Origin of the sequence: Labrys sp. 22185, from assembly GCF_052045555.1 — a bacterium.
Taxonomy (GTDB): Bacteria; Pseudomonadota; Alphaproteobacteria; order Rhizobiales; family Labraceae; genus Labrys; species Labrys neptuniae.
The window spans coordinates 1-18,570 of the sequence record NZ_JBQEPH010000055.1 but is presented as its reverse complement, the minus strand read 5'-3'; the positions used below and the strand labels follow the sequence as shown (position 1 = coordinate 18,570).

8 protein-coding genes and 10 pseudogenes are annotated in these 18,570 nt (G+C 60.9%); 11 read left to right on the top strand and 7 right to left on the bottom strand.

The window, feature by feature from the left end:
* Positions 1–487, bottom strand: a pseudogene (locus ACTJKX_RS36070) (DDE-type integrase/transposase/recombinase); the annotation flags it as partial.
* A gap of 640 nt (positions 488–1,127) precedes the next feature.
* Here ACTJKX_RS36070 and ccrA point away from each other — a divergent pair.
* The 5 genes and pseudogenes from ccrA to ACTJKX_RS36045 all read left to right on the top strand — a co-directional run.
* Complete coding sequence (gene ccrA / locus ACTJKX_RS36065) at positions 1,128–2,393, top strand: crotonyl-CoA carboxylase/reductase (RefSeq protein ID WP_440728256.1); 1,266 nt, start codon at positions 1,128–1,130, stop codon at positions 2,391–2,393.
* 122 nt (positions 2,394–2,515) lie between these two features.
* Entirely contained in the window at positions 2,516–4,618 is a 2,103-nt protein-coding gene (locus tag ACTJKX_RS36060; RefSeq protein WP_440728255.1) for an AMP-binding protein, read from the top strand.
* A gap of 39 nt (positions 4,619–4,657) precedes the next feature.
* Positions 4,658–8,515, top strand: a complete 3,858-nt coding sequence (locus ACTJKX_RS36055; RefSeq protein ID WP_440728254.1) for a type I polyketide synthase — start codon at positions 4,658–4,660, stop codon at positions 8,513–8,515.
* A gap of 84 nt (positions 8,516–8,599) precedes the next feature.
* Positions 8,600–9,871, top strand: a complete 1,272-nt coding sequence (locus ACTJKX_RS36050; RefSeq protein WP_440728253.1) for an acyl-CoA dehydrogenase family protein — start codon at positions 8,600–8,602, stop codon at positions 9,869–9,871.
* 56 nt (positions 9,872–9,927) lie between these two features.
* A pseudogene (locus tag ACTJKX_RS36045) lies at positions 9,928–10,142 on the top strand (transposase); the annotation flags it as partial.
* A gap of 232 nt (positions 10,143–10,374) precedes the next feature.
* Here ACTJKX_RS36045 and ACTJKX_RS36040 read toward each other — a convergent pair.
* Positions 10,375–10,705, bottom strand: a pseudogene (locus ACTJKX_RS36040) (helix-turn-helix domain-containing protein); the annotation flags it as partial.
* Between the two features lie 131 nt (positions 10,706–10,836).
* On the opposite strand from ACTJKX_RS36040, the gene ACTJKX_RS36035 reads away from it, so the two are divergent.
* The gene (locus tag ACTJKX_RS36035) at positions 10,837–12,273 is read left to right on the top strand and encodes a transposase (protein ID WP_440728252.1); all 1,437 of its coding nucleotides are present in this window, start codon (positions 10,837–10,839) and stop codon (positions 12,271–12,273) included.
* Between the two features lie 892 nt (positions 12,274–13,165).
* On the opposite strand, the pseudogene ACTJKX_RS36030 reads toward ACTJKX_RS36035, so the two are convergent.
* Positions 13,166–13,444: pseudogene (locus tag ACTJKX_RS36030) on the bottom strand (IS3 family transposase); the annotation flags it as partial.
* A gap of 125 nt (positions 13,445–13,569) precedes the next feature.
* Here ACTJKX_RS36030 and ACTJKX_RS36025 point away from each other — a divergent pair.
* A pseudogene (locus ACTJKX_RS36025) lies at positions 13,570–13,764 on the top strand (IS3 family transposase); the annotation flags it as partial.
* On the opposite strand, the pseudogene ACTJKX_RS36020 reads toward ACTJKX_RS36025, so the two are convergent.
* Positions 13,748–14,065: pseudogene (locus ACTJKX_RS36020) on the bottom strand (IS110 family transposase); the annotation flags it as partial. The pseudogenes ACTJKX_RS36025 and ACTJKX_RS36020 sit on opposite strands and share 17 nt — an antisense overlap.
* Before the next feature lie 68 nt (positions 14,066–14,133).
* Between ACTJKX_RS36020 and ACTJKX_RS36015 the strand changes: the two are divergent.
* Positions 14,134–14,328, top strand: a pseudogene (locus tag ACTJKX_RS36015) (IS630 family transposase); the annotation flags it as partial.
* A gap of 258 nt (positions 14,329–14,586) precedes the next feature.
* On the opposite strand, the pseudogene ACTJKX_RS36010 reads toward ACTJKX_RS36015, so the two are convergent.
* Positions 14,587–15,604: pseudogene (locus ACTJKX_RS36010) on the bottom strand (IS110 family transposase).
* A gap of 51 nt (positions 15,605–15,655) precedes the next feature.
* Between ACTJKX_RS36010 and ACTJKX_RS36005 the strand changes: the two are divergent.
* The 3 genes and pseudogenes from ACTJKX_RS36005 to ACTJKX_RS35995 all read left to right on the top strand — a co-directional run.
* Positions 15,656–16,081 (top strand): annotated as a pseudogene (locus ACTJKX_RS36005) (transposase); the annotation flags it as partial.
* Positions 16,050–16,454 (top strand): annotated as a pseudogene (locus ACTJKX_RS36000) (helix-turn-helix domain-containing protein); the annotation flags it as partial. The pseudogenes ACTJKX_RS36005 and ACTJKX_RS36000, both read left to right, overlap by 32 nt.
* Positions 16,385–16,792, top strand: coding sequence for a glycosyltransferase (locus tag ACTJKX_RS35995; RefSeq protein WP_440728251.1), 408 nt, complete (start codon positions 16,385–16,387; stop codon positions 16,790–16,792). The pseudogene ACTJKX_RS36000 and the gene ACTJKX_RS35995, both read left to right, overlap by 70 nt.
* Here ACTJKX_RS35995 and ACTJKX_RS35990 read toward each other — a convergent pair.
* Entirely contained in the window at positions 16,770–18,026 is a 1,257-nt protein-coding gene (locus ACTJKX_RS35990) for a lipopolysaccharide biosynthesis protein (protein WP_440727568.1), read from the bottom strand. The genes ACTJKX_RS35995 and ACTJKX_RS35990 overlap by 23 nt on opposite strands.
* Positions 18,027–18,033: 7 nt before the next feature.
* Positions 18,034–18,570 (bottom strand): ABC transporter ATP-binding protein (locus ACTJKX_RS35985; protein ID WP_440727569.1); only part of this gene is annotated, 537 nt, incomplete at its 5' end.

The window sequence follows — 18,570 nt, the reverse complement described above, 5'->3', positions numbered from 1 at the left end:
TTGAAGATCTCAGGCTTGCCGAAGTGAGCCATCGCTTCCTCGACCGCCTCGATGCAGAAGCTGGCATCCATGGTGATTGAGAGCCGCCAGGCCGGAACCTTACGGCTGAACCAGTCAACGACGGCAGTGAGATAGACAAAGCCCCGCGCCATCGGGATGTAGGTGATATCCATCGCCCCCTTGCCCGGCAGGCGATGCTTGCATCGCCGAGAGGGGGGACTTGATTGGGGCGCGTGACCGCCAGCTTGCGCAGAAGATATGGGAAGATCTTGTAGCTCGGTGCAGGCTTCGAGGTATTCGGCCGACGATAGAGCGCCTCGATCCCCATGCGCTTCATCAGCGCGGTGACATGCCGACGCCCGGCGGCATAGCCCTCGGCTTCGAGAAGCCCCTGCAACATCCGGCTGCCGACGAAGGGGTATTCCAGATGCAACTCGTCGATCCAGCGCATCAAAGCCAGATCGGCAGCCGGGACCGCGCGAGGCACCTCACCAATCCCGTCTGGGTTTGCGACAAAGCTCACTGAAGTCAGGGTAGATCGAATGCCAGTTCCCGCACCGGTCATGCTGCTTTGATCGCACGGATCGGCCGCGCCAGAAGGGCGGCATCAATGCCTTTATCGAAGCCCGAGGTATAGATGCAGCTCGACCACGCTGGATGAACCCTCGGCATCCTTAGCTCAAAACGCTTCGATTCAACGAGGATGCGTCGCAGATCACTAATAAAATAATAAATTGACAGTCATATTCTTATGAACCCGCAACTTATGCCTCTTTATAGACATATTGTGACGATTTACATTGATAAAATCAGTGATAATTATAATATATTATTAAATTATAAAAAACTAATTTAGATAAATATTATGCATAATATAAAGTTTTACTAAATCGAAAACCAATTCATTGGCGCCAAAACCAGAAGCAATATAAAAATTTCATTGCCCCTCTTGCCACAAATTTGATATTCTATAATATATCATTGATAGCATAAACTTTACTTATAAGAATAGAATACAAAAAGAAATTATTATTCACTTGGCTAAGTATAAATACTGAAAAGGCAAACCTCATTCGATTGCCGGAGGTAGGCTTCCGGCATTTCCGATATCAATCGGGGATATTGTCATGTTGGCCCAATCTGAAGGAAGCACTCCGGCGCGGTCATCAGCAAATGGCAGGATTTTCGACCTAGGTCAGACGATACCACGAGGTGTCGTCCCCGAGCAGATGCATGCCTGGACCATTCGCCGCGAACGCCATGGCAACCCTTCGGCCGCCTTTCAACGCGAAATTGTCGATATTCCGGCAATTGGCAAGGATGAAGTCCTTGTCCTCGTCATGGCCGCGGGCATCAACTACAATGGGGTGTGGGCGGCACTTGGCCACCCGGTATCCCCCCTGGAGTTTCACGATCATCCGTTCCATATCGCGGGTTCGGATGCGTCCGGGATCGTCTGGGCTGTCGGACCAGGGGTCCGTAACTGGCGCGTTGGCGACGAAGTCGTCGTTCATTGCTGCCACGTTGCCGGCGACGATGAGGAATGCAACGGCGGAGATCCAATGCTCTCGCCTACGCAGAAAATATGGGGCTACGAGACCTCGTACGGTGCCTTTGCACAGTTCACGCGAGTCCAGGCGGCCCAGCTTCTTCCAAAGCCCCAGCACCTGACCTGGGAGGCAAGCGCCTGCTACGCACTCGTGCTGGCAACGGCCTACCGCATGCTCTTTGGCCATGCGCCACATGTTCTGGGGCCCGGAAAGACCGTATTGATCTGGGGCGCTGCCGGCGGACTGGGATCGATGGCTATCCAGCTTGCCTCGATCGTCGGAGCAAGGCCGATCGCCGTTGTTTCCGGCGGGGCGAAGGCCGCTCATGCCCGTAAACTCGGCGCGGTAGCCACCATCGACCGGACGAAGTTCGATTGCTGGGGGAGTCCACCACCAATCCAGTCGTCCGACTACCCGACCTATCTGGAGAAGGTAAAAAAATTCGGCCGCGTCGTGCGCGAGGCGAGCGGACATAGTGGCGAAGTCGATATTGTCTTCGAGCATCCGGGGCGGGACACCTTCGCGGTCTCAAGCTTCCTGGTGAAGCGCGGCGGCATGGTCGTGTTCTGTGCGGCCACCAGCGGCTACGACCTGACCTTCGATGCCCGATATGTGTGGATGCGGCAGAAGCGGATCCAGGGTAGCCACTTTGCCAATCTGAAACAGGCAGCTGAGGCTAACCGCCTGGTCATGGCGGGTCGTATTGACCCATGCCTCTCGGAAGTGTTCGCCTGGGACCAACTACCGACGGCTCATGTCAAGATGCTTGGCAACCAACACCTTCCGGGGAACATGGCAGTTCTGGTTCACGCCGCCCGGACGGGAGACGGACGTAAACCGTGACGACCGGCGACATCCCCACCCGGCTGAGACGGGGCAGCTTGCATTTGCCGCGAACCGGCCATTTTCCACTGCCGCGCAGCCTCTCTCGGAGGTTGGGCTCCTATAGGCGCGAGGAGATTTTGATGGCAACGGACCCACTGGCGAATACCAACGATCGCTGGTTCTCGGATATTCTGGCCCAAAGAGCCGCGGCCCATCCGGCAAAGGACGCGCTAGTCGTCGTCGGCACAGACGGCGTCGAGAAACTCAGGCTAAACTATGGCGAACTTCACGCGCAAGTCGACCGCTTCGCCGCCGGACTGGTCCAGCGCGGCCTAGTTGGTCAGCGAGCGCTGATGCTGTTCGAACCTGGCGCAGGCTTTGTCGTGGCGTTCATGGCCTGCCTGCGCGCCGGGGTGATTGCCCTACCCTGCCATCTGGCCAAGCCTGGCCGTTCCACCTGGGATCGCCTGGTCTCCATCGTCCGGGACTCCGATGCTGCTTGCATTCTCACGGAGGAAGCGTCGGTTCCAAAGCTCAGCAGTTGGTTCGCCAACAGTCTGGAGCTGTCATCGCTTCCAATGTTGTCCCCAGGCGACCTAGATGCTTCGCCCCGCGGCATCGACTGGCAAAGACCACCAGCCGATGCCCCGGCCTTCCTGCAATACACTTCAGGATCAACCGGGATACCCAAGGGTACGGTCGTGAGCTTCGGCAACTTGATCGCCAATGCAACGGTGATCGGCCCTTATTGCGGCTTCCGCTTCGACGCGATCATCGTATGCTGGCTGCCACCCTACCACGATCTCGGACTGATCGGGAACATCCTGCAATCGCTGCTGGATGGAGCGCTTTGCGTGCTGCTGCCACCCGTGTCGTTGATTCAGAACCCCCGGCGATGGCTTGAGACCATCACCCGGTACCGAGCCACGATCAGCATGGCGCCGAATTTTGCCTATGAGCTCTGCGTGCGTAGGATCCCGCCCGAAAAGCGAGACGGCCTCGACCTTTCGAGCTGGACTTCCGCGGTCAATGCCGCCGAACCGATCCGCGCTTCGACCATAACCGGCTTCGTCGAGGCGTACCGTGACCACGGCTTCCGGGCGGAAACATTCCGGTCGGTCTATGGCCTGGCTGAGGCGACGCTGATGGTGTCGGTTGGAGACCTCGGCTATCCCACCCAGATACTTTCGGTGGATGCCGGGGCCATGGACTCAGGGCGGATCGTCCCAGCCTCGGGTCCCGGCTCGCGTTCGATTGCCAGCTCGGGCAAGATCAGATTTCCGCAACGAGTCTCGATCGTCAATCCCAGTAGTCACCAACCCTGCGCCCAAGGCGTGATCGGAGAAATCTGGGTGTCGGGCCCGTGCGTGGCGCAGGGATATTGGCGCCGCCCCGAGGTCTCTGCGCAAACCTTCGGTGCCTATCTGGCGGACGGGCAAGGGCCGTTCCTCCGCACGGGGGATCTCGGCATCGTTATCAATGACGAGCTCTACATCACCGGCCGGATTAAGGAGGTGATGATCATCCGTGGCCGAAACATCTATCCGCAGGATATCGAAGCCACTGTGCAGCAGTCGCACGATGCCCTCAAGCCGGCGGGCGGAGCGGTATTCTCGATGGATGACAAGGATGGCGAGGCGATTGTCGTGGTCCAGGAGATCGAACGATCCTGGCTGGCGACGGCAGATCGCGAGGAGTTGGTCGCTCGGATCCGAGATGCCGTCTTCCAGGAGCACGAACTGGCGGTGATGGAGGTGGTGCTGACCAAGCCCGAGACAGTACCAAAGACCTCGGCGGGCAAGATCCAGCGTGTCCTGTGCCGCGATCTCTACCGGCGTGGCGAGTTGGAGCAGGCGATCCAGGGACGGTCGACCAAGACGGCGCCGATGGCTGTCAGGCCACTCCACATCACCGGCAATCGCCTTCAGGCGCATAGCTCAGCGGATCGCGGGAACACCATTCCGGCCCTGATCGCGGGATGGGCGGCAAGCTGCGGACTGCAGCCTCCCCCGGCCGGTCGAACTTTCGCGGAGGCCGGCTACGATTCCTTCAGCGCCGTCGAGCTGACTCATTTCCTCGAAACCGAACTCGGGCTCGAATTGGATCAAACCCTGTTGTGGACCTACCCTACGGTCGAGGCCCTCTCGCGCCATCTGACCACTCTGCTTGAGCAGCGTACCCGCACCAAGGCGACTGCCGCATCCGTGCAAGGAGAGGCGATCGCAGAAGCGGCCAATTGGTAGGCTAGCCCGAGGATATGGACTGAACGGGAGACAGGATCGATGGAAACCCACCCCACACACAGCACGCCGGTCGATCCCGTCGCTATTATTGGCATGGCATTCCAGCTGCCTGGTGGCAACGATACGCCGACCGCATTCTGGACATTTCTTACTTCCGCCAAGATCGCCATTCGTGAAACGCCCGTTGAGCGCTTCGACATCGAGGCGTGGCATTCACCCGACCCCGATAGTTCGGGGACGACCTATTCGCGGCGCGCCGGCTATGTCGATGACCCCTATTCCTTCGATCCCGAATTCTTCCACATCTCGCTGGCCGAGGCGCTGGAAATGGATCCACAGCAGCGCTGGATGCTGCAATTGTGCTGGAGCGCGCTGGAACATGCGGGGATCGTGCCCTCGGATCTGCGAGGACAGCGCGTCGGTCTGTTCCTGACCGCTGGGGACGTCGATTACGCGCGACGGACCGTCGCCTCCGGCGACCGGCACCGTATCACCGCCTGGGGTAAACTGGGCGCCAACCGAGCGGTTGGTGTCGGCCGCGTCGCTTTTACACTTGGGCTGCAGGGCCCGGCGATTTTCTTAGATTCGGCCTGCTCCTCCTCCCTCGTGGCTGTACATCTGGCCGCACAAAGCTTGCGATGCGGCGACTGCGATCTTGCGATCGCAGGCGGTATCAATCTTATCCTCGGGCCCGAAGAGACGATCGGCTTCGCCCGGCTGCAAGCCATGTCGCGAACCGACACCTGCCGTACCTTTGATGCTCGGGCCGATGGTTATATTCGCGGCGAGGGCGGCGGTATGGTCGTGCTGAAGCGGGCCAGCGACGCGATGGCGGACAAGGACCGGATCGAGGCGCTGCTCGTCGGATCCGCCGTCAACAACGACGGCACCAGCAATGGCTTCACGGCTCCGAGTGGCGCAGCCCAGGAAGCCGTAATCCGGCAAGCACTGGCTCGAGCCGGTGTCGGCCCGGACGATGTCGCCTATGTCGAGGCCCATGGCACCGGCACGCCGCTCGGCGATCCGATAGAGCTTTCGGCGCTGCGAAACACCTACAGCCGCGACGTGCCGCGCCGCTCGCCACTGCTCGTGGGCGGCGTGAAATCTCAAATCGGACACCTCGAAGGAGCCGCAGGTATCGCCGGTCTAATCAAGGCGATACTGGTGCTGCGTCACCGGCACGTGCCGCCCCAGGTGGGGTTCGACACGCCCAATCCGCGGTTCCGCTGGGAAGGAGCCGGAATGGTGGTGTCGAAGACTGGCTGCGACCTGCCCGCCGAAGGCTGCCTGGTGGCGGTGAGTGCCTTCGGCATCAGTGGCACCAATGCTCACGCCGTGATCGCACCGGCTCCACCGGCCAAGTCGACGCAACAGCCGGACCGGATGCGGGTGCTGACGATCTCGGCGCGATCGCAAGCGGCTTTAGTCCGGCTTGCAGCCGCTCATGAGGAAGCCTTGGGCCAATCTGGATCAGGGTTGCGCGAACTTTGCTATACGGCAAGCGTTCGGCGCGAACATTGGGATCATCGGGTGGCATTGGTCGGCACCACACACGATGGAATGGCAGCGGTACTGCGAGACTATAGAGCCGGCGTGTCGTCGTCCGGCCTGTGGCATGCCGGCACGGTGGGGCGGAAGCAGCGGCTGGCGTTCCTCTTCCCCGGGCAAGGCGGCTGGCGGCCCGGTGTCGGCGGCGGTCTGTATCGCGACAACCCGATCTTCCGGTCGGCCGTCGACGATTGCCTCGCGCGCTTGGCTCCAAACGTAGCCACCGAGGTGCAGCGGGCCATTCTCGACCGCGATCCTCGCCGCGCCCGCCACGATCCCGGCCAGCTCGCACATTTCGTCGTTCTGCACTCTTTGGCCCGTACCTGGATCAGGCTCGGTGTCAGCCCTGACGTGGTGATTGGGCACTCGTTGGGCGAGCATGCGGCGGCGGTCATCGCCGGCGTCATGTCACTGGACGACGGCCTCAAAGCCGTGGAAGCGCGCGGCCGGCTGTTCGAGACGCTGCGCCCGCCCGGCGCAATGCTGGTGGCGGCAGCCGGCGCCGACCGGCTGGAGACATTGTATCCGCTCGGCGCAGACCTGTTCATCGCTGCGATCAATGCGCCAGAGCAGACCGTACTGAGCGGCACGCCTCAGGCCATTGCTGAGGCCGAGCGGTGGTTGACCGATCAAGACATCCGCGTGGCGCGGGTCCCGACCTACGATACGCCCGGCCATTCGCCGCTGCTGGCGCCCATCCTGACGCCGCTGCGCGAGGCGCTGGCTCCGATCAGACTCCAAGCGCCTGAAATCGAGATGATCTCAACGGTCACCGGGCGCCCTGCCGGCGAAGAAGTCGCCACCATCGATTACTGGGTCGACATGGTTGAGCAGCCGGTGCGGTTCCAGGCGGCGCTCGATGTCGTCGTTAAGGAAGACGTCATCTTTCTCGAGGTGGGAACCGGCAAGGCCCTGTCCAATCTGGCGAAGTCGGCGTCCGGCAATTGGACGGCGGCAATCTCTTCACTCTGCGACGGCCCCGGTGGCGACGAGGATCCCGAACCCGACGGCTTTGTCCACGCTTGCGCACGGCTGTACTGCACAGGTCGCTCCCCGGACTGGACCCGCCTCTATGGCGGCCAACCCTGTCCTGTCGAAGCACCGACCTACGCCTTCGACCTGAAGCACATCGAGTTGCCGGCCATCGGACTTCCGCTGCTGGCGGATCATCGGCAGCTACTCACGGTGACTGACGGCAAGCAGCCGAGCGAGGTTCCGGCGGCGACGTCGGTGAGCGCACCGACCGCTGACATACTTGCCTTGGTGGTGGAGACGGTGCGTCCAATCATCGGCGACAAAGTGGATGCCAATACCGACATTGCGCTCGTCGCACTCGGCCTGGACTCGCTGGCGCTCACCGCGATTCGAGCACGCCTGCGGCAAGCCTTCGGATCGGCTGTTCCGCTGGGCTGGTTTGCCTCCATTGCCACGTTGCGGAGTATCGCTGCCTTTTATTCGGGGAACGAGCCAGTCCAGGCCCCGGCAGCATTCGCACCGGTGGAGGCCGGCGCCAAGCCGATTCCGTTGGTCCGGCCGATGGATACTGCCTGCCACGTGACCATGCTTCGGGAAGGCCCCGGCCCCTTGATAGGGCTGATCCACCCGGTTGGGGGAGATGTCCTTTGCTACCGCGATCTGGCCGCGGCATGGCCCGGTGATGCCCGGATCGTCGGTGTCCGGCATCCGGAGGCCGAGGCGAACGATATCCACCACCGCTCATTGGGGACGTTGGCACAATTGTATCGCCGGGCCATTGTCGATGCGGCGGGCTCAGTGCCGGACATCGTGGGAGGCTGGTCCTTCGGGGGGGCCGTTGCCCAGGAGATGACAGCCCAATGGGAGGATGAGGGTGCACGCTTCGCGGGGCTGGTGGCCATCGATAGTCCCCTGCCGGATGATATCCACACTCGCCAGGTTCGCCGCCTGATCGACGCAGTGGGCAAGGCCGAGGATGACAGCGTTCTCGAACGGATGGTCGCCCATCCCGAATTCAAGGCTATTTTCGACGAAGGACATGGCCTGAGTCGTCTTCGTTCCGTCGCCGATCCCACCACGGTGGCGCGCATATATCGGATCCATGCGGCGAACGTCGCCGCGCTGGCCGGACATCGACCGCGGCCCGTTCGAGCGCCTGTCTTCTACGCACTCGCCCTCCGTACCGAGAAAACCGAGAGTTCCGAAGCGGCGGTCCGCCGGCTACGGGCTCTCACCAACGGGCCGGTGAGAATCCTGGGCTTCGACTGCGATCACTTCTCGATCATGCGATCTCCCGCCGTCGAGGCCGTGGCCGGCTTCCTTGGGGCAGCAAAGCCTCTCGCACAGTCTCTGCCCTTCTTAGCGGCTGGCTGATCGAACGGAGAGGATGGACAATCTCGACACCAGCGATCGGAACCCTTCTTTCTCGATCCATCCAATATCAAAGCAGAGGCAAAAGTGTTCGCTGTCAAGGAAGTAAAGAATCCATTTCTGGAAGCGACAGGGCTCGATGGAGATCTCGATGAGGCTGAAAAGGCGATCCAGCTGAAGGTTCAGCGATTTGCGATCGAAGTAATGAGGCCAATCGCGGCCAAACTCGACGTTATGACGCCGGATCAGGTGATCCAGGACAGCTCTCCCATTTGGGAGTATTTTGCCCGGTTCGAAGCACTTGGAGTCACTCGCTCCGTTCTCACCGAACTTGGCGCAGACCGGCTCAAACGCATCGTTCCGATTGTTTTCGAAGAATTCGGATATGGCGACGCCGGGCTGGCCGTGGCAGCATTCATCACCAAGATGCCTGCTGCCGCCGCTCGCGCCAGCGGCAATCCCGAACTCATAGAGAAATTTGCGGGATTGCGAGGCTGTTGGGTTGCCACCCAGGCAGACCGAGGTTCTGATACGATTGACTATGAGGGCTTCGAATTGGCCGCTGGTTCGCGGCAGGCCGAGGGGAGCCTGAGGGTCGAAGTCGGGTCGGACGGCATCGTGCTGAATGGCCGTTCCTCCGACTGGATTGCCTGCGCACCGATCGCGGAATGCGCGCTGGTTCATTGCCCGGCCGACTATGGTGAAGGGACCTGGAGGCCAAACGGCAGTGTTTTCGGTGCTGCGGTGTTCGTTCCCCTGAACCAGCCCGGCATTTCAAGGAGCCCGGCCAACAGCAAGCTTGGACAGCGCACACTGCCGACCGGCAGTATCGCTTTTGACAATGTCAGGGTGCCTCTGGACTATCTCGTCGCGGGACGAGACGAATACCATGCGTCGTTCTTCAGCCTTCTGACCTATGGAGCGATGGATATCGGTTCTATTGCCACAGGGATGGCCAGGGCGGCCTTCGACTATGCACTTGATTACGCGCGGAAGCGAAGCCAGGGTGGTGTGCCGCTCGTTGAGCACCAGCTCACCAGATGGCGGCTATTCGAGATGTGGCGCAAACTGGAGATCGCCCGGGCGACGGTGCGACGAGCAGCTGAGTACAATTTTTCGAAGAACGGGCCTCACCTGCTCGCCTCCGCCGTTGCCAAAGTGTCGGCGACACAGGCTGCCAACGAAGTAATTTCAGAGGCGGTTCAACTCTTCGGTGCCAACGGCCTTGCAACGCAGCGGCCGATCGAGAAGCTGCTCAGGGATGTTCAAGTCTCGTTGATGGAAGGAGGCCAGAATCATGTTCTTGCAATGCAAGGGGCTAACTATCTCCTGCGAGCCTACTACGGCGTAAACTCATAAAATATCTGGTCGTTTATGGGCGACTGTGATTCAAGGCTTCCAAATAGGAGGCCTTTTTGACGCGTCGTCGCTACGAACTCACCGACTACGAATGGTCAATCATCTCGCCGTTGTTGCCCAACAAGCCCGGTGGCGTGCCCCGAGCCGATGACCGGCGGGTGTTGAATGGCATCCTCTGGCGGTTTCGAACGGGTTCGCCCTGGCGGAGGTTCCGGAGCGCTATGGCCCGCCGACCACCTGCTACAACCGGTTTGTGCGCTGGCGCGAAAGCGCCGATCGACCAAACAGGTTTGCGAGAGGGTAAAAGACGAGATGGCATGACAGTCGAACGGCGCTCGGGAATCCTGGTTCAAAAAAGGCGCTCCACGCCGAGACTTTTGTGAGGACCTGGGCGCGCGTATCTCCATCTTGGCAGGGAGAAGGATCTCCGAAGCCGGATACGTTGAAGCAGACTGATCAAGGCGATCCCAAGAACCCCTTGCAGACGGGGCGGGCTATACGTTTTTGAACGTCCAGCCATGGCCACGAAGCCAGGCGCTCAGGGCACTGCGGCTGATCCCGACCGATTGCTCGGTCTCCAGCCGTTGCACCATCTCGTTGAGCGTGATGTCTTTGCGTTCCTCAATCAGCCCGACAATGAAGGCTTCATGCACATCGAGGCTGGAGGAGCGGTTACGGCCCGGCCGCCGAGCCGCCTACCTTCGCTCGTGCTATCCATCGGATCGCGCTCGAAACGCCGACACCGAACCGTGCGGCAGCCTGACGCACCGACATGCCTTCAGCTGAGGCCTTAAACACCCGAGACCATAAATCCCTGCTCAGACCTCTTCCCATCATCAACCTCTCCCACAAGGCATGTCGCATTGCCTCAATGACGATGTTACCGAGTGGGGGTCGTTGCCTCAGCTAAATGTTACCGGCAAACTCCTATGCCGCCAAGATGCCTCCACTGAGAGGGAGGGATCATGAAGACGAAGATGACGCATGCCATGCGCATGGAACTTGCCGATGTCGTGCGGGATCGCTATGCGGCCGCAGCAGCTAAGGACAAGCGCACGATCTTGGCGGAGTTCGTTGCGGCGACGGGCTACCACGAAAAGTCGGCCATCCGTGTCCTGAACAGCCCGCTGGAGCCGAAGGGCCGGCAGACCCGTCAACGCGCATCGCTTTATGACGAGGCCGCCCGGGCTGCCCTGATTGTTCTGTGGGAGGCTTCAGACCGAGTTTGCGGCAAACGCTTGAAGGCACTGCTGCCCCTTCTATTGCCAGCGTTGGAGCGCGACGGCCATTTAAAACTCGAGGCGGAGATACGCGCCAAGATTCTGTCGATGAGCGCCGTGACCGTCGATCGGTTGCTTCAGGCACCGAAGCGGGCGGGGCGTGTGCAGAAGCGACCAAGGGCCGTGCCGGAACCGCGACGGCGCATCAAAATGCGCACCTTTGCTGACTGGAACGAGCCGCTTCCCGGCAGCATGGAAATGGATCTGGTGGCTCATTGCGGGCAGGTCAACCGCGGCAGCTACGTTCACAGCCTGATTCTGACCGATATCGCCAGCGGATGGACGGAGGCGGCACCCATCGTTGTTCGAGAAGGTATCCGCGTGGTCGAGACACTTGAGCGCATTCGCCTGAGCTTGCCTTTTGCCCTGAGGGCCCTGGACGTGGATAATGGCGGTGAGTTCGTCAACAACCGGCTGATCGAATATTGCCTCGGCCACGGCATCGAACTTACCCGCTCGCGGCCTTACCGCAAGAATGACCAAGCGTGGATAGAGCAGAAGAATGGCGCCGTCATACGCAAGCTCCTGGGCTACAGGCGCTTTGAAGGCTTGGCGGCGGCCAGGGCGATCACGCGCCTGTATGGGTCCTCCAGGCTGTTCGTGAACTTCTTCCAGCCCTCCTTCAAACTGGCCGAAAAGCACTGTGACGGCGCAAATGTCGCCAAGCGCTATCATCCACCACAGACCCCCTGCGAGCGTCTCCTGCAGGCGCAGGATATTCCGATGGCCGCCAAGAGCAAATTGCACGAGATCGCCGCCGACCTCGATCCGCTGAAGCTTTTGAAGGAAATGCGTGCTGTACAGGCCTATCTGGCGGCACTGGCCGATGGCGACACATTACCTCCAACGACGTCCGAGCCGCCCGACCTGGCCGCGTTCGTCGCAAGCCTGTCGAGTGCCTGGCATGGGGGCGAGATCCGTCCAACGTTCTCCATCGAAGCCAAGCCGCGATATCTGCGAAGTCTGCAGAGGGTCTCAACCCAAACCGTCGTTGAGACGCCGGCGTTCGAACAGGGGACTCCACCCGCTCCTGTCGTAACACTGGTGAAAATCGCGGAGAAGCTGAAGCCGGTCTACGCCGAGCCCGGCCAAGCCCGTATCCAGGCGCTCCACATGGTGTGACCGATCGTGTGCCGTCGACTGGAGGAGTTCCCTAATATCAACGCCATGCACCTCTTCGAAGAGCTGTGCATCCAGTTTCCAGGGCGATTTACCCGCAAGCGATACAATACGCTCCTCCGCCGCATCAATCGCTGGCGCCAAGCGGCTCGCGCACGTAGCGTAGCCATCGGGCCCAAGACGTATCGTCGGCTAAGCGACAAACCACGGGGTCGACGTCCCGATATCTTCAAGGACCATTGGGAGGAGATGGCACGATGTCTCGAGGAGCGCTCCGGACCTGTGGGCGGGTGCGCCAGCTAGGGAATTTTCGATGCCCACATTTGCGGAGTATTCAACGACCAGCGACAGCGAGTAAGGGCGTGGCGCCAACAAGCGGTGCAACAGCTCATCGGCGAAATCAGTGTTCAGGTGCCATGTGTCGCTCCGGCACCCGCACGTGCGGGTGCCGGAGCCGATAACATCCTTACTGTGGCATTCAGTAACAAAATTAGCTGAGGCAACACGACAAGGCAGATGTTGAATCAGCTCACAAGCCACCTGTCACATCACAATCGATTCATCGATCGCAGGACACGCTCTAGGTGGGCGGAAGGCCTAATACGCACGACATGGCGATCTGCAGGTTGTCGCCTGCAGTGATTTGGAAGCAAGCTTTAGGCAAGGCGGTGATGTTTTAGATGACCAACTCCGAATGGACGAATTGCCCTTCAAATTCGAAGCGTTATTTTGCGCGGGCCGGGTGCACCCTGATCTCTCTCCGCCCGGCTGGTAAGCTGTATGACTAGCTGTCGAATTCGGCGCCCCCTGGCCCTCGGGCTAGGGGTTTTTCCTAAGATTCCCCCCACCCAACGCTGTTTCGAAATGGCCTGCTGCCGGTTTTTCGGACACCAGATTAAGCTAACATAGCTTTCTCCTCGAACTCGACAGGGCTCATATATCCCAATGTCGAGTGCCGTCGCCGAGGGTTGTAGAAGCGCTCGATGTAATCGAACACGTTCGCCCTGGCGTCATCCCTCCTCCTGTAGATCTTGCGGGCCGTGCGCTCAGTTTTCAGCGACGAGAAGAAGCTTTCCATCGCAGCATTGTCCCAGACGTTGCCCGACCGACTCATTGAGCAGGTGATGCCGTGATCAGCCATCGGGCGCTGGAACTGCTCGCTGGTGTATTGCGATCTGAACCGCCCCGGGTTTGTCGGAAGCTCCAACTTCCAAATAGGATGGAGCGATAACGAGCAAATCAGCGACGAGCAAGACGACGAACAAATTCTCAACCGAGGTGCGGGAACGGGCGGTGCGGATGGTGCTGGAGCACGAGGGCGAACACTCCTCGCGCTGGACAGCGGTACAATCGATCGCCACGAAGATCGGCGGCCCGGCGCACACGTTGCTGGAATGGGTGAAGAAGGCCGAGCTCCATAGTGGTGTCCGGTCAGGTATCCCGGCCGATGTCGCCGAGAAGTTGAAGGCGCAGGAGCGGGAGATCCGTGAGCTTCCGCGATCCCCTCGGCGTCTCGATCATCATTCTTCTGTGCCTTGACATAAGGCCGCACATATTCTGGCGACATCAAGCGGACGTCGTGACCGTGGGCCGCGAACACTCGCCCCACATGATGTGCACCGCAGCAGGCCTCCATCCCAACGACGCATGGCGGTAGCTTCTCCGCCATGGCGACAAGCGTCTCGCGCTTGACCTTACGCCGCATCACCACCACGCCGGACTCGTCGAGGCCCACCACGCTGCACACGTTCTTTCCAAGGTCGATCCCCAGAACGGTAATTGTCGTCACAGCCATATCCAATTCCTCCTCCTGAACCACCGGTGACACTACGGCACCGGAAGGAGGGGCGGGCCATTCCATAAAAGTCCGCACATGCACTGGAGCAGGATCGGCCCGACATCCTGAAACGCCGCCAGGCTTGGTTCGACGGTCAACTCGATCTCGATCCGGCAAGGCTCGTTTTCATCGACGAGACGGGGCTGTCGACGAAGATGGCCCGCTTGCGCGGCCGTGCCCCGCGCGGCGAACGTTGCCGGGCCGGTATTCCTCGCGGGCATGTGTGGACGCCCCTTCGGATGCAAGAAGAATCTCAAGGCGGGCGCTTGCGCGTGATCGGGTGCTGCCATGTGTCCGGCCTCTGATGCGGCAAGCTCATGGCCGCGGGCCCGTATGGGAGTGCGAGGGTCGGGACCACATCACTGGAACGCGCTCGAAGCGCTTACCATGGGCCTGGCTCTCCTGACCCCACCTCACCGACGTTGCGCCATACCTATCCTTCGACCTCCTCACCCCCGACAGCCTCAAGCCCGCCACGCTTATGCGGTGGCGACCGGAGCTCGGTAAACTCCACCCTTCGTCGGCAGCGCCCAGGCGACACGCGCATTCTTGTTGGCCAGCGCCACGATCACCAGCATTGGTGGCTTGCGGGCCAACATGCGGCCGAGCCACGAACCGGCCGGCACACCTTTTCGCCTGGCCCAGCGCACGACTACGCTTGAGGCGATGATAAGGAGACGCCGCAACGTCCGCTCGCCCATGCGTGAGGTGCGGCCGAGACGCTCCTTGCCACCGGTCGAGCGCTGCACCGGCGTCAGACAGACCCAGGCCGCAAAATCTCGACCCGAGCGGAACGCCTCCGCTGGCGGTGCCAGCGCCTCAATCGCGGTGGCGATCAGTGGCCCGATGCCAGGAACCGTCATCAGCCTGCGAGCAACGTCGTCGGTCTTGGACCGCGTGGCAATCTCGGCATCGAGTGCTGTGGTTTGCTCCTGGAGATGGCGGAGTGCATCAACGAGTATGACGAGACAGCTGCGAGCCGCTTGCGGAAGATCTGAAGCGGGATCCTCGATCTGAGCGACCAATCGCTCGACGTGGAAGGGGCCTTGTGGCGCGATCAGGCCATACTCGGACAGGTGACCACGGATTGCATTGATCAGCTGTGTGCGCTGATTGACCAGTACGTCACGGGTCCGAAAGATCACGGCCGAGGCCTGTTTGGCCTCGCTCTTCATGGCCACGAAGCGCATCGTTGGGCGCTGAGCCGCCTCGCAGATCGCCTCAGCGTCGGCCGCGTCTTTCTTCTGACGCTTCACGAACGGCCTAACATAGGCTGGTGCGATCAGCCTCACTTCGTGACCGAGCTTGCCAATCTCACGGCCCCAATAGTGAGCGCCGGGGCAAGCTTCCATTGCAACGAGGCAAGGCGGCTGAGCCGCGAAGAAACTCAGAACCTGTTCACGCCGCAGCTTTTTGCGGCGCACCGGCGGTATCCGCGCCGTGGGCCTGGAAGACATTCTTGGCCAGATCCAGGCCGATCATGCTAACATTTGTCACGGACACTCTCCTCTGTGGCGCTGAAACACCATCACTTTGGCACATCGATGACGTTGGGGGCGTCCACCCCATCATTGGAAAACGACCACCTTCACCGGCGCGCTGCGGTTGACCGGAATGACCCCGCCCTTCGTCTATGACGGCGCCATGAACGGCAACGTATTTCTTGCCTATGTCGAGCAAGTCCTGGTCCCGACCCTTGAGCCCAACGACGTTGTCGTGATGGACAACCTGCCGGCTCACAAGGCCGCCGGCGTGCGTAATGCGATCGAGACGGCAGGTGCGAGCCTGCTCTACCTGCCACCCTGCAGCCCCGACTTCAACCAATTGAAAATGCGTTCTCCAAACTCAAGGCGCTGCTACGGCCAAAGGCCGAAAGGAGCCAATGCCCTATGGGACACAGTCGGCTCGATCTTCGACCTCTTCAGCCCAGCCGGGTGCGCAAAATACTTCGCAATTGTCGGCCCTGACCGAGATCGTGGAGACGGGGCCGGCCCCGGCCAAGGACGGGGTGGTGCGCTGGCACCGGATCGATCTCAAACGGGTGATCGAGGAACAATTCGGCGTCGTCTACCAAGAGCGCAGTGTGGGCGACCTTCTGCATCGGCTTGGTTTCTCCCACATCGCGCCCGGCCGCACCAGCCGGCGGATCAGCACTACCAGAGCGCCTATCTGTTCGGTGCCATCTGTCCGGCACGCCGCATTGCGGCGGGCCCGGCCATGCTCTATGCCGACACTGGCGCTATGCAGATCCATCTCGATGAGGCCAGTCACAAGGGGATGGCACACCACCGACAGGCTCAAAGTGCCGAAAAATATCACCTTGATCCCACTGCCGTCGCACTCGCCCCTTCGGTCTGGCCGGAGAGCTTCGGCCTGGTCGCCCGCGAAGCGGCCTCGCTGGGCCTGCACGTGGTGGCCTCCGACAGGGGAGCGATCGGCGAATGCATCCGCCTGCCCGAGCAAGGCGTGGTCATCGATGTCTCCAGCGATGCGGCGCTCACCGAGATCCTGGGGGCGATGAACGCCAATCCCGAGGCATGGCGGGCCGGATCCCCTCCAGCACAAGGCCTCCTGCGCAGGGCTGCAGACCAGGGTCGCGAACTGGCGGATCTCTATCGTGCCATTGCGCTGCGCTGCGCTGAACGCAGCGCAATGGCACGTCTCAAGTCAGCCGGCGACGAATGACCCCGACCAGGCCGATACAGATGAACCAAGCCAGGATCGAACCCAGCAGGACCACGCCGATACTGAGCCAGCGGCGCGGATAACGCGGTTCCTCGGCCTCGGCCGGCATTTCCACGGTATGCAGATAGAGCATTTTACGTTCGCTGTAGATGCGCGCCATGTTCAGGCTGATCGAGGCCTGGGCATAGCGTTTTTCCGCGATCTTCTGCTCGAGATCGAGATTGGCGAAGAGGCTGAGCTTCTGGGACAGGGCGCCCTTGTCGCCCTGCTGCTGCATCGTGGTGATGCGGTTCTGCACGCCCTTCACCTGCTCCTTGAGCGAGGCGATCCGCTGGGCCGCCAGGCGCATCTGGGGCGCATCGGCGGCAACATAGGCCGAGCGGGTCGCATATTCTGACTGCATCGTCAGCAACTGGCCCTCGAGCTGGGTCAGGAGCGTGCCCAGATTCTTGCTCTCTTCCTTGATGTCGAAGACCCCTTCCGCGTTACGGGCCTTCTCATAGGCGACGCGCGTGGTCTTGAGAGCCTCCCCGGCCAGCTGCAGATCTCGTTCCGACGCCGAGACGGTGTCCTTGAACATGCGCTCGTTGAGTTGGTTGATCATTGCCTCGCATTGCTGGATCACTGCGGTCGCGATCGTCTTCGCATCCGCGGCGCTGAACGCCCGCACGCGAAGCGTGACGATACCGGACGGCATGGACACTGCAGCCGAGGAGCGCCGTGTCCAATAATTCGTGAATTTCTCGATCGGCAACGCCGCATTGAAACGGGAGAAACGGTCGATCTTGTCCGAGCTGTAATATTTACGCAGATCGATGGAGTCCTGCAGCTTGGCCACCAGGGCCTGGCTTTCGGCATAGGACACCACGATCATCGTATCCTGCACGATCGCGATCGGCGGCAGGCCGGTAGCCGAGCCGAGATCGTCCATCTTGGGCAGGGCACCGCTGGAGACCGTGAATTTGGCGATCGATTCATACTGGTCGGAAGCAATGAAGCCGAAATAGGCTATCGACGCGATATTCGGCAGAACCACGACGAGAACGAGCAGAACCAGGCGGATAATGCGCTCGCGCGCCCGTCGGCGCAGGCCCTGTGCCCCATAGAAGGCCTGCTTGGACCGGCTGGAGAAACGGGCACGACGCGAGGCATCGGACAGCGCCTTCGAGACGGACCGCACGCGTTCGATCGATCTGCTTTGCCGATCGTCGATTTCAGTCTGGATATCGTTCATCGATCCGTCAGCGGTTCAAACGGTTGTACATGGCAATGGCGTCGGGCACGTTCGGGTACATGGTCAGCCGGCCATCCGCCAGGACGCCGCCTCGGTCGCAAAAGGTCGAGATCGTCCCCATCGAATGAGAGACCACGATGAGGCCGGCATTCTTGCGCCGCTCGTCGAAGGCCTGGCGGCAGCGCAGCTGGAACTTGGCATCGCCGACGGCGATGATCTCGTCGATGAGATAGACGTCGAACTCGATCGCCATCGACAGGGCGAAGGCAAGTCGGGCCGCCATGCCGGAAGAATAGGTCTTGATGGGCACGTCGAGATAGTCGCCGAGTTCGGAGAAATCCTCCACGAAGCGGGCTGCCTTGGCGATGTCGGCGCCATAGGCCCTGGCGACGAAATGCACGTTCTCGCGGCCCGACATGGCGGGATGAAAGCCGCCTCCAAATCCGATCGGCCAGGATATGCGGACGGAGCGGCGGATCTTGCCGCCATTGGGCATCTCCGTCCCCGCAATCAGCCGCAGCAGAGTGGATTTCCCCGCCCCGTT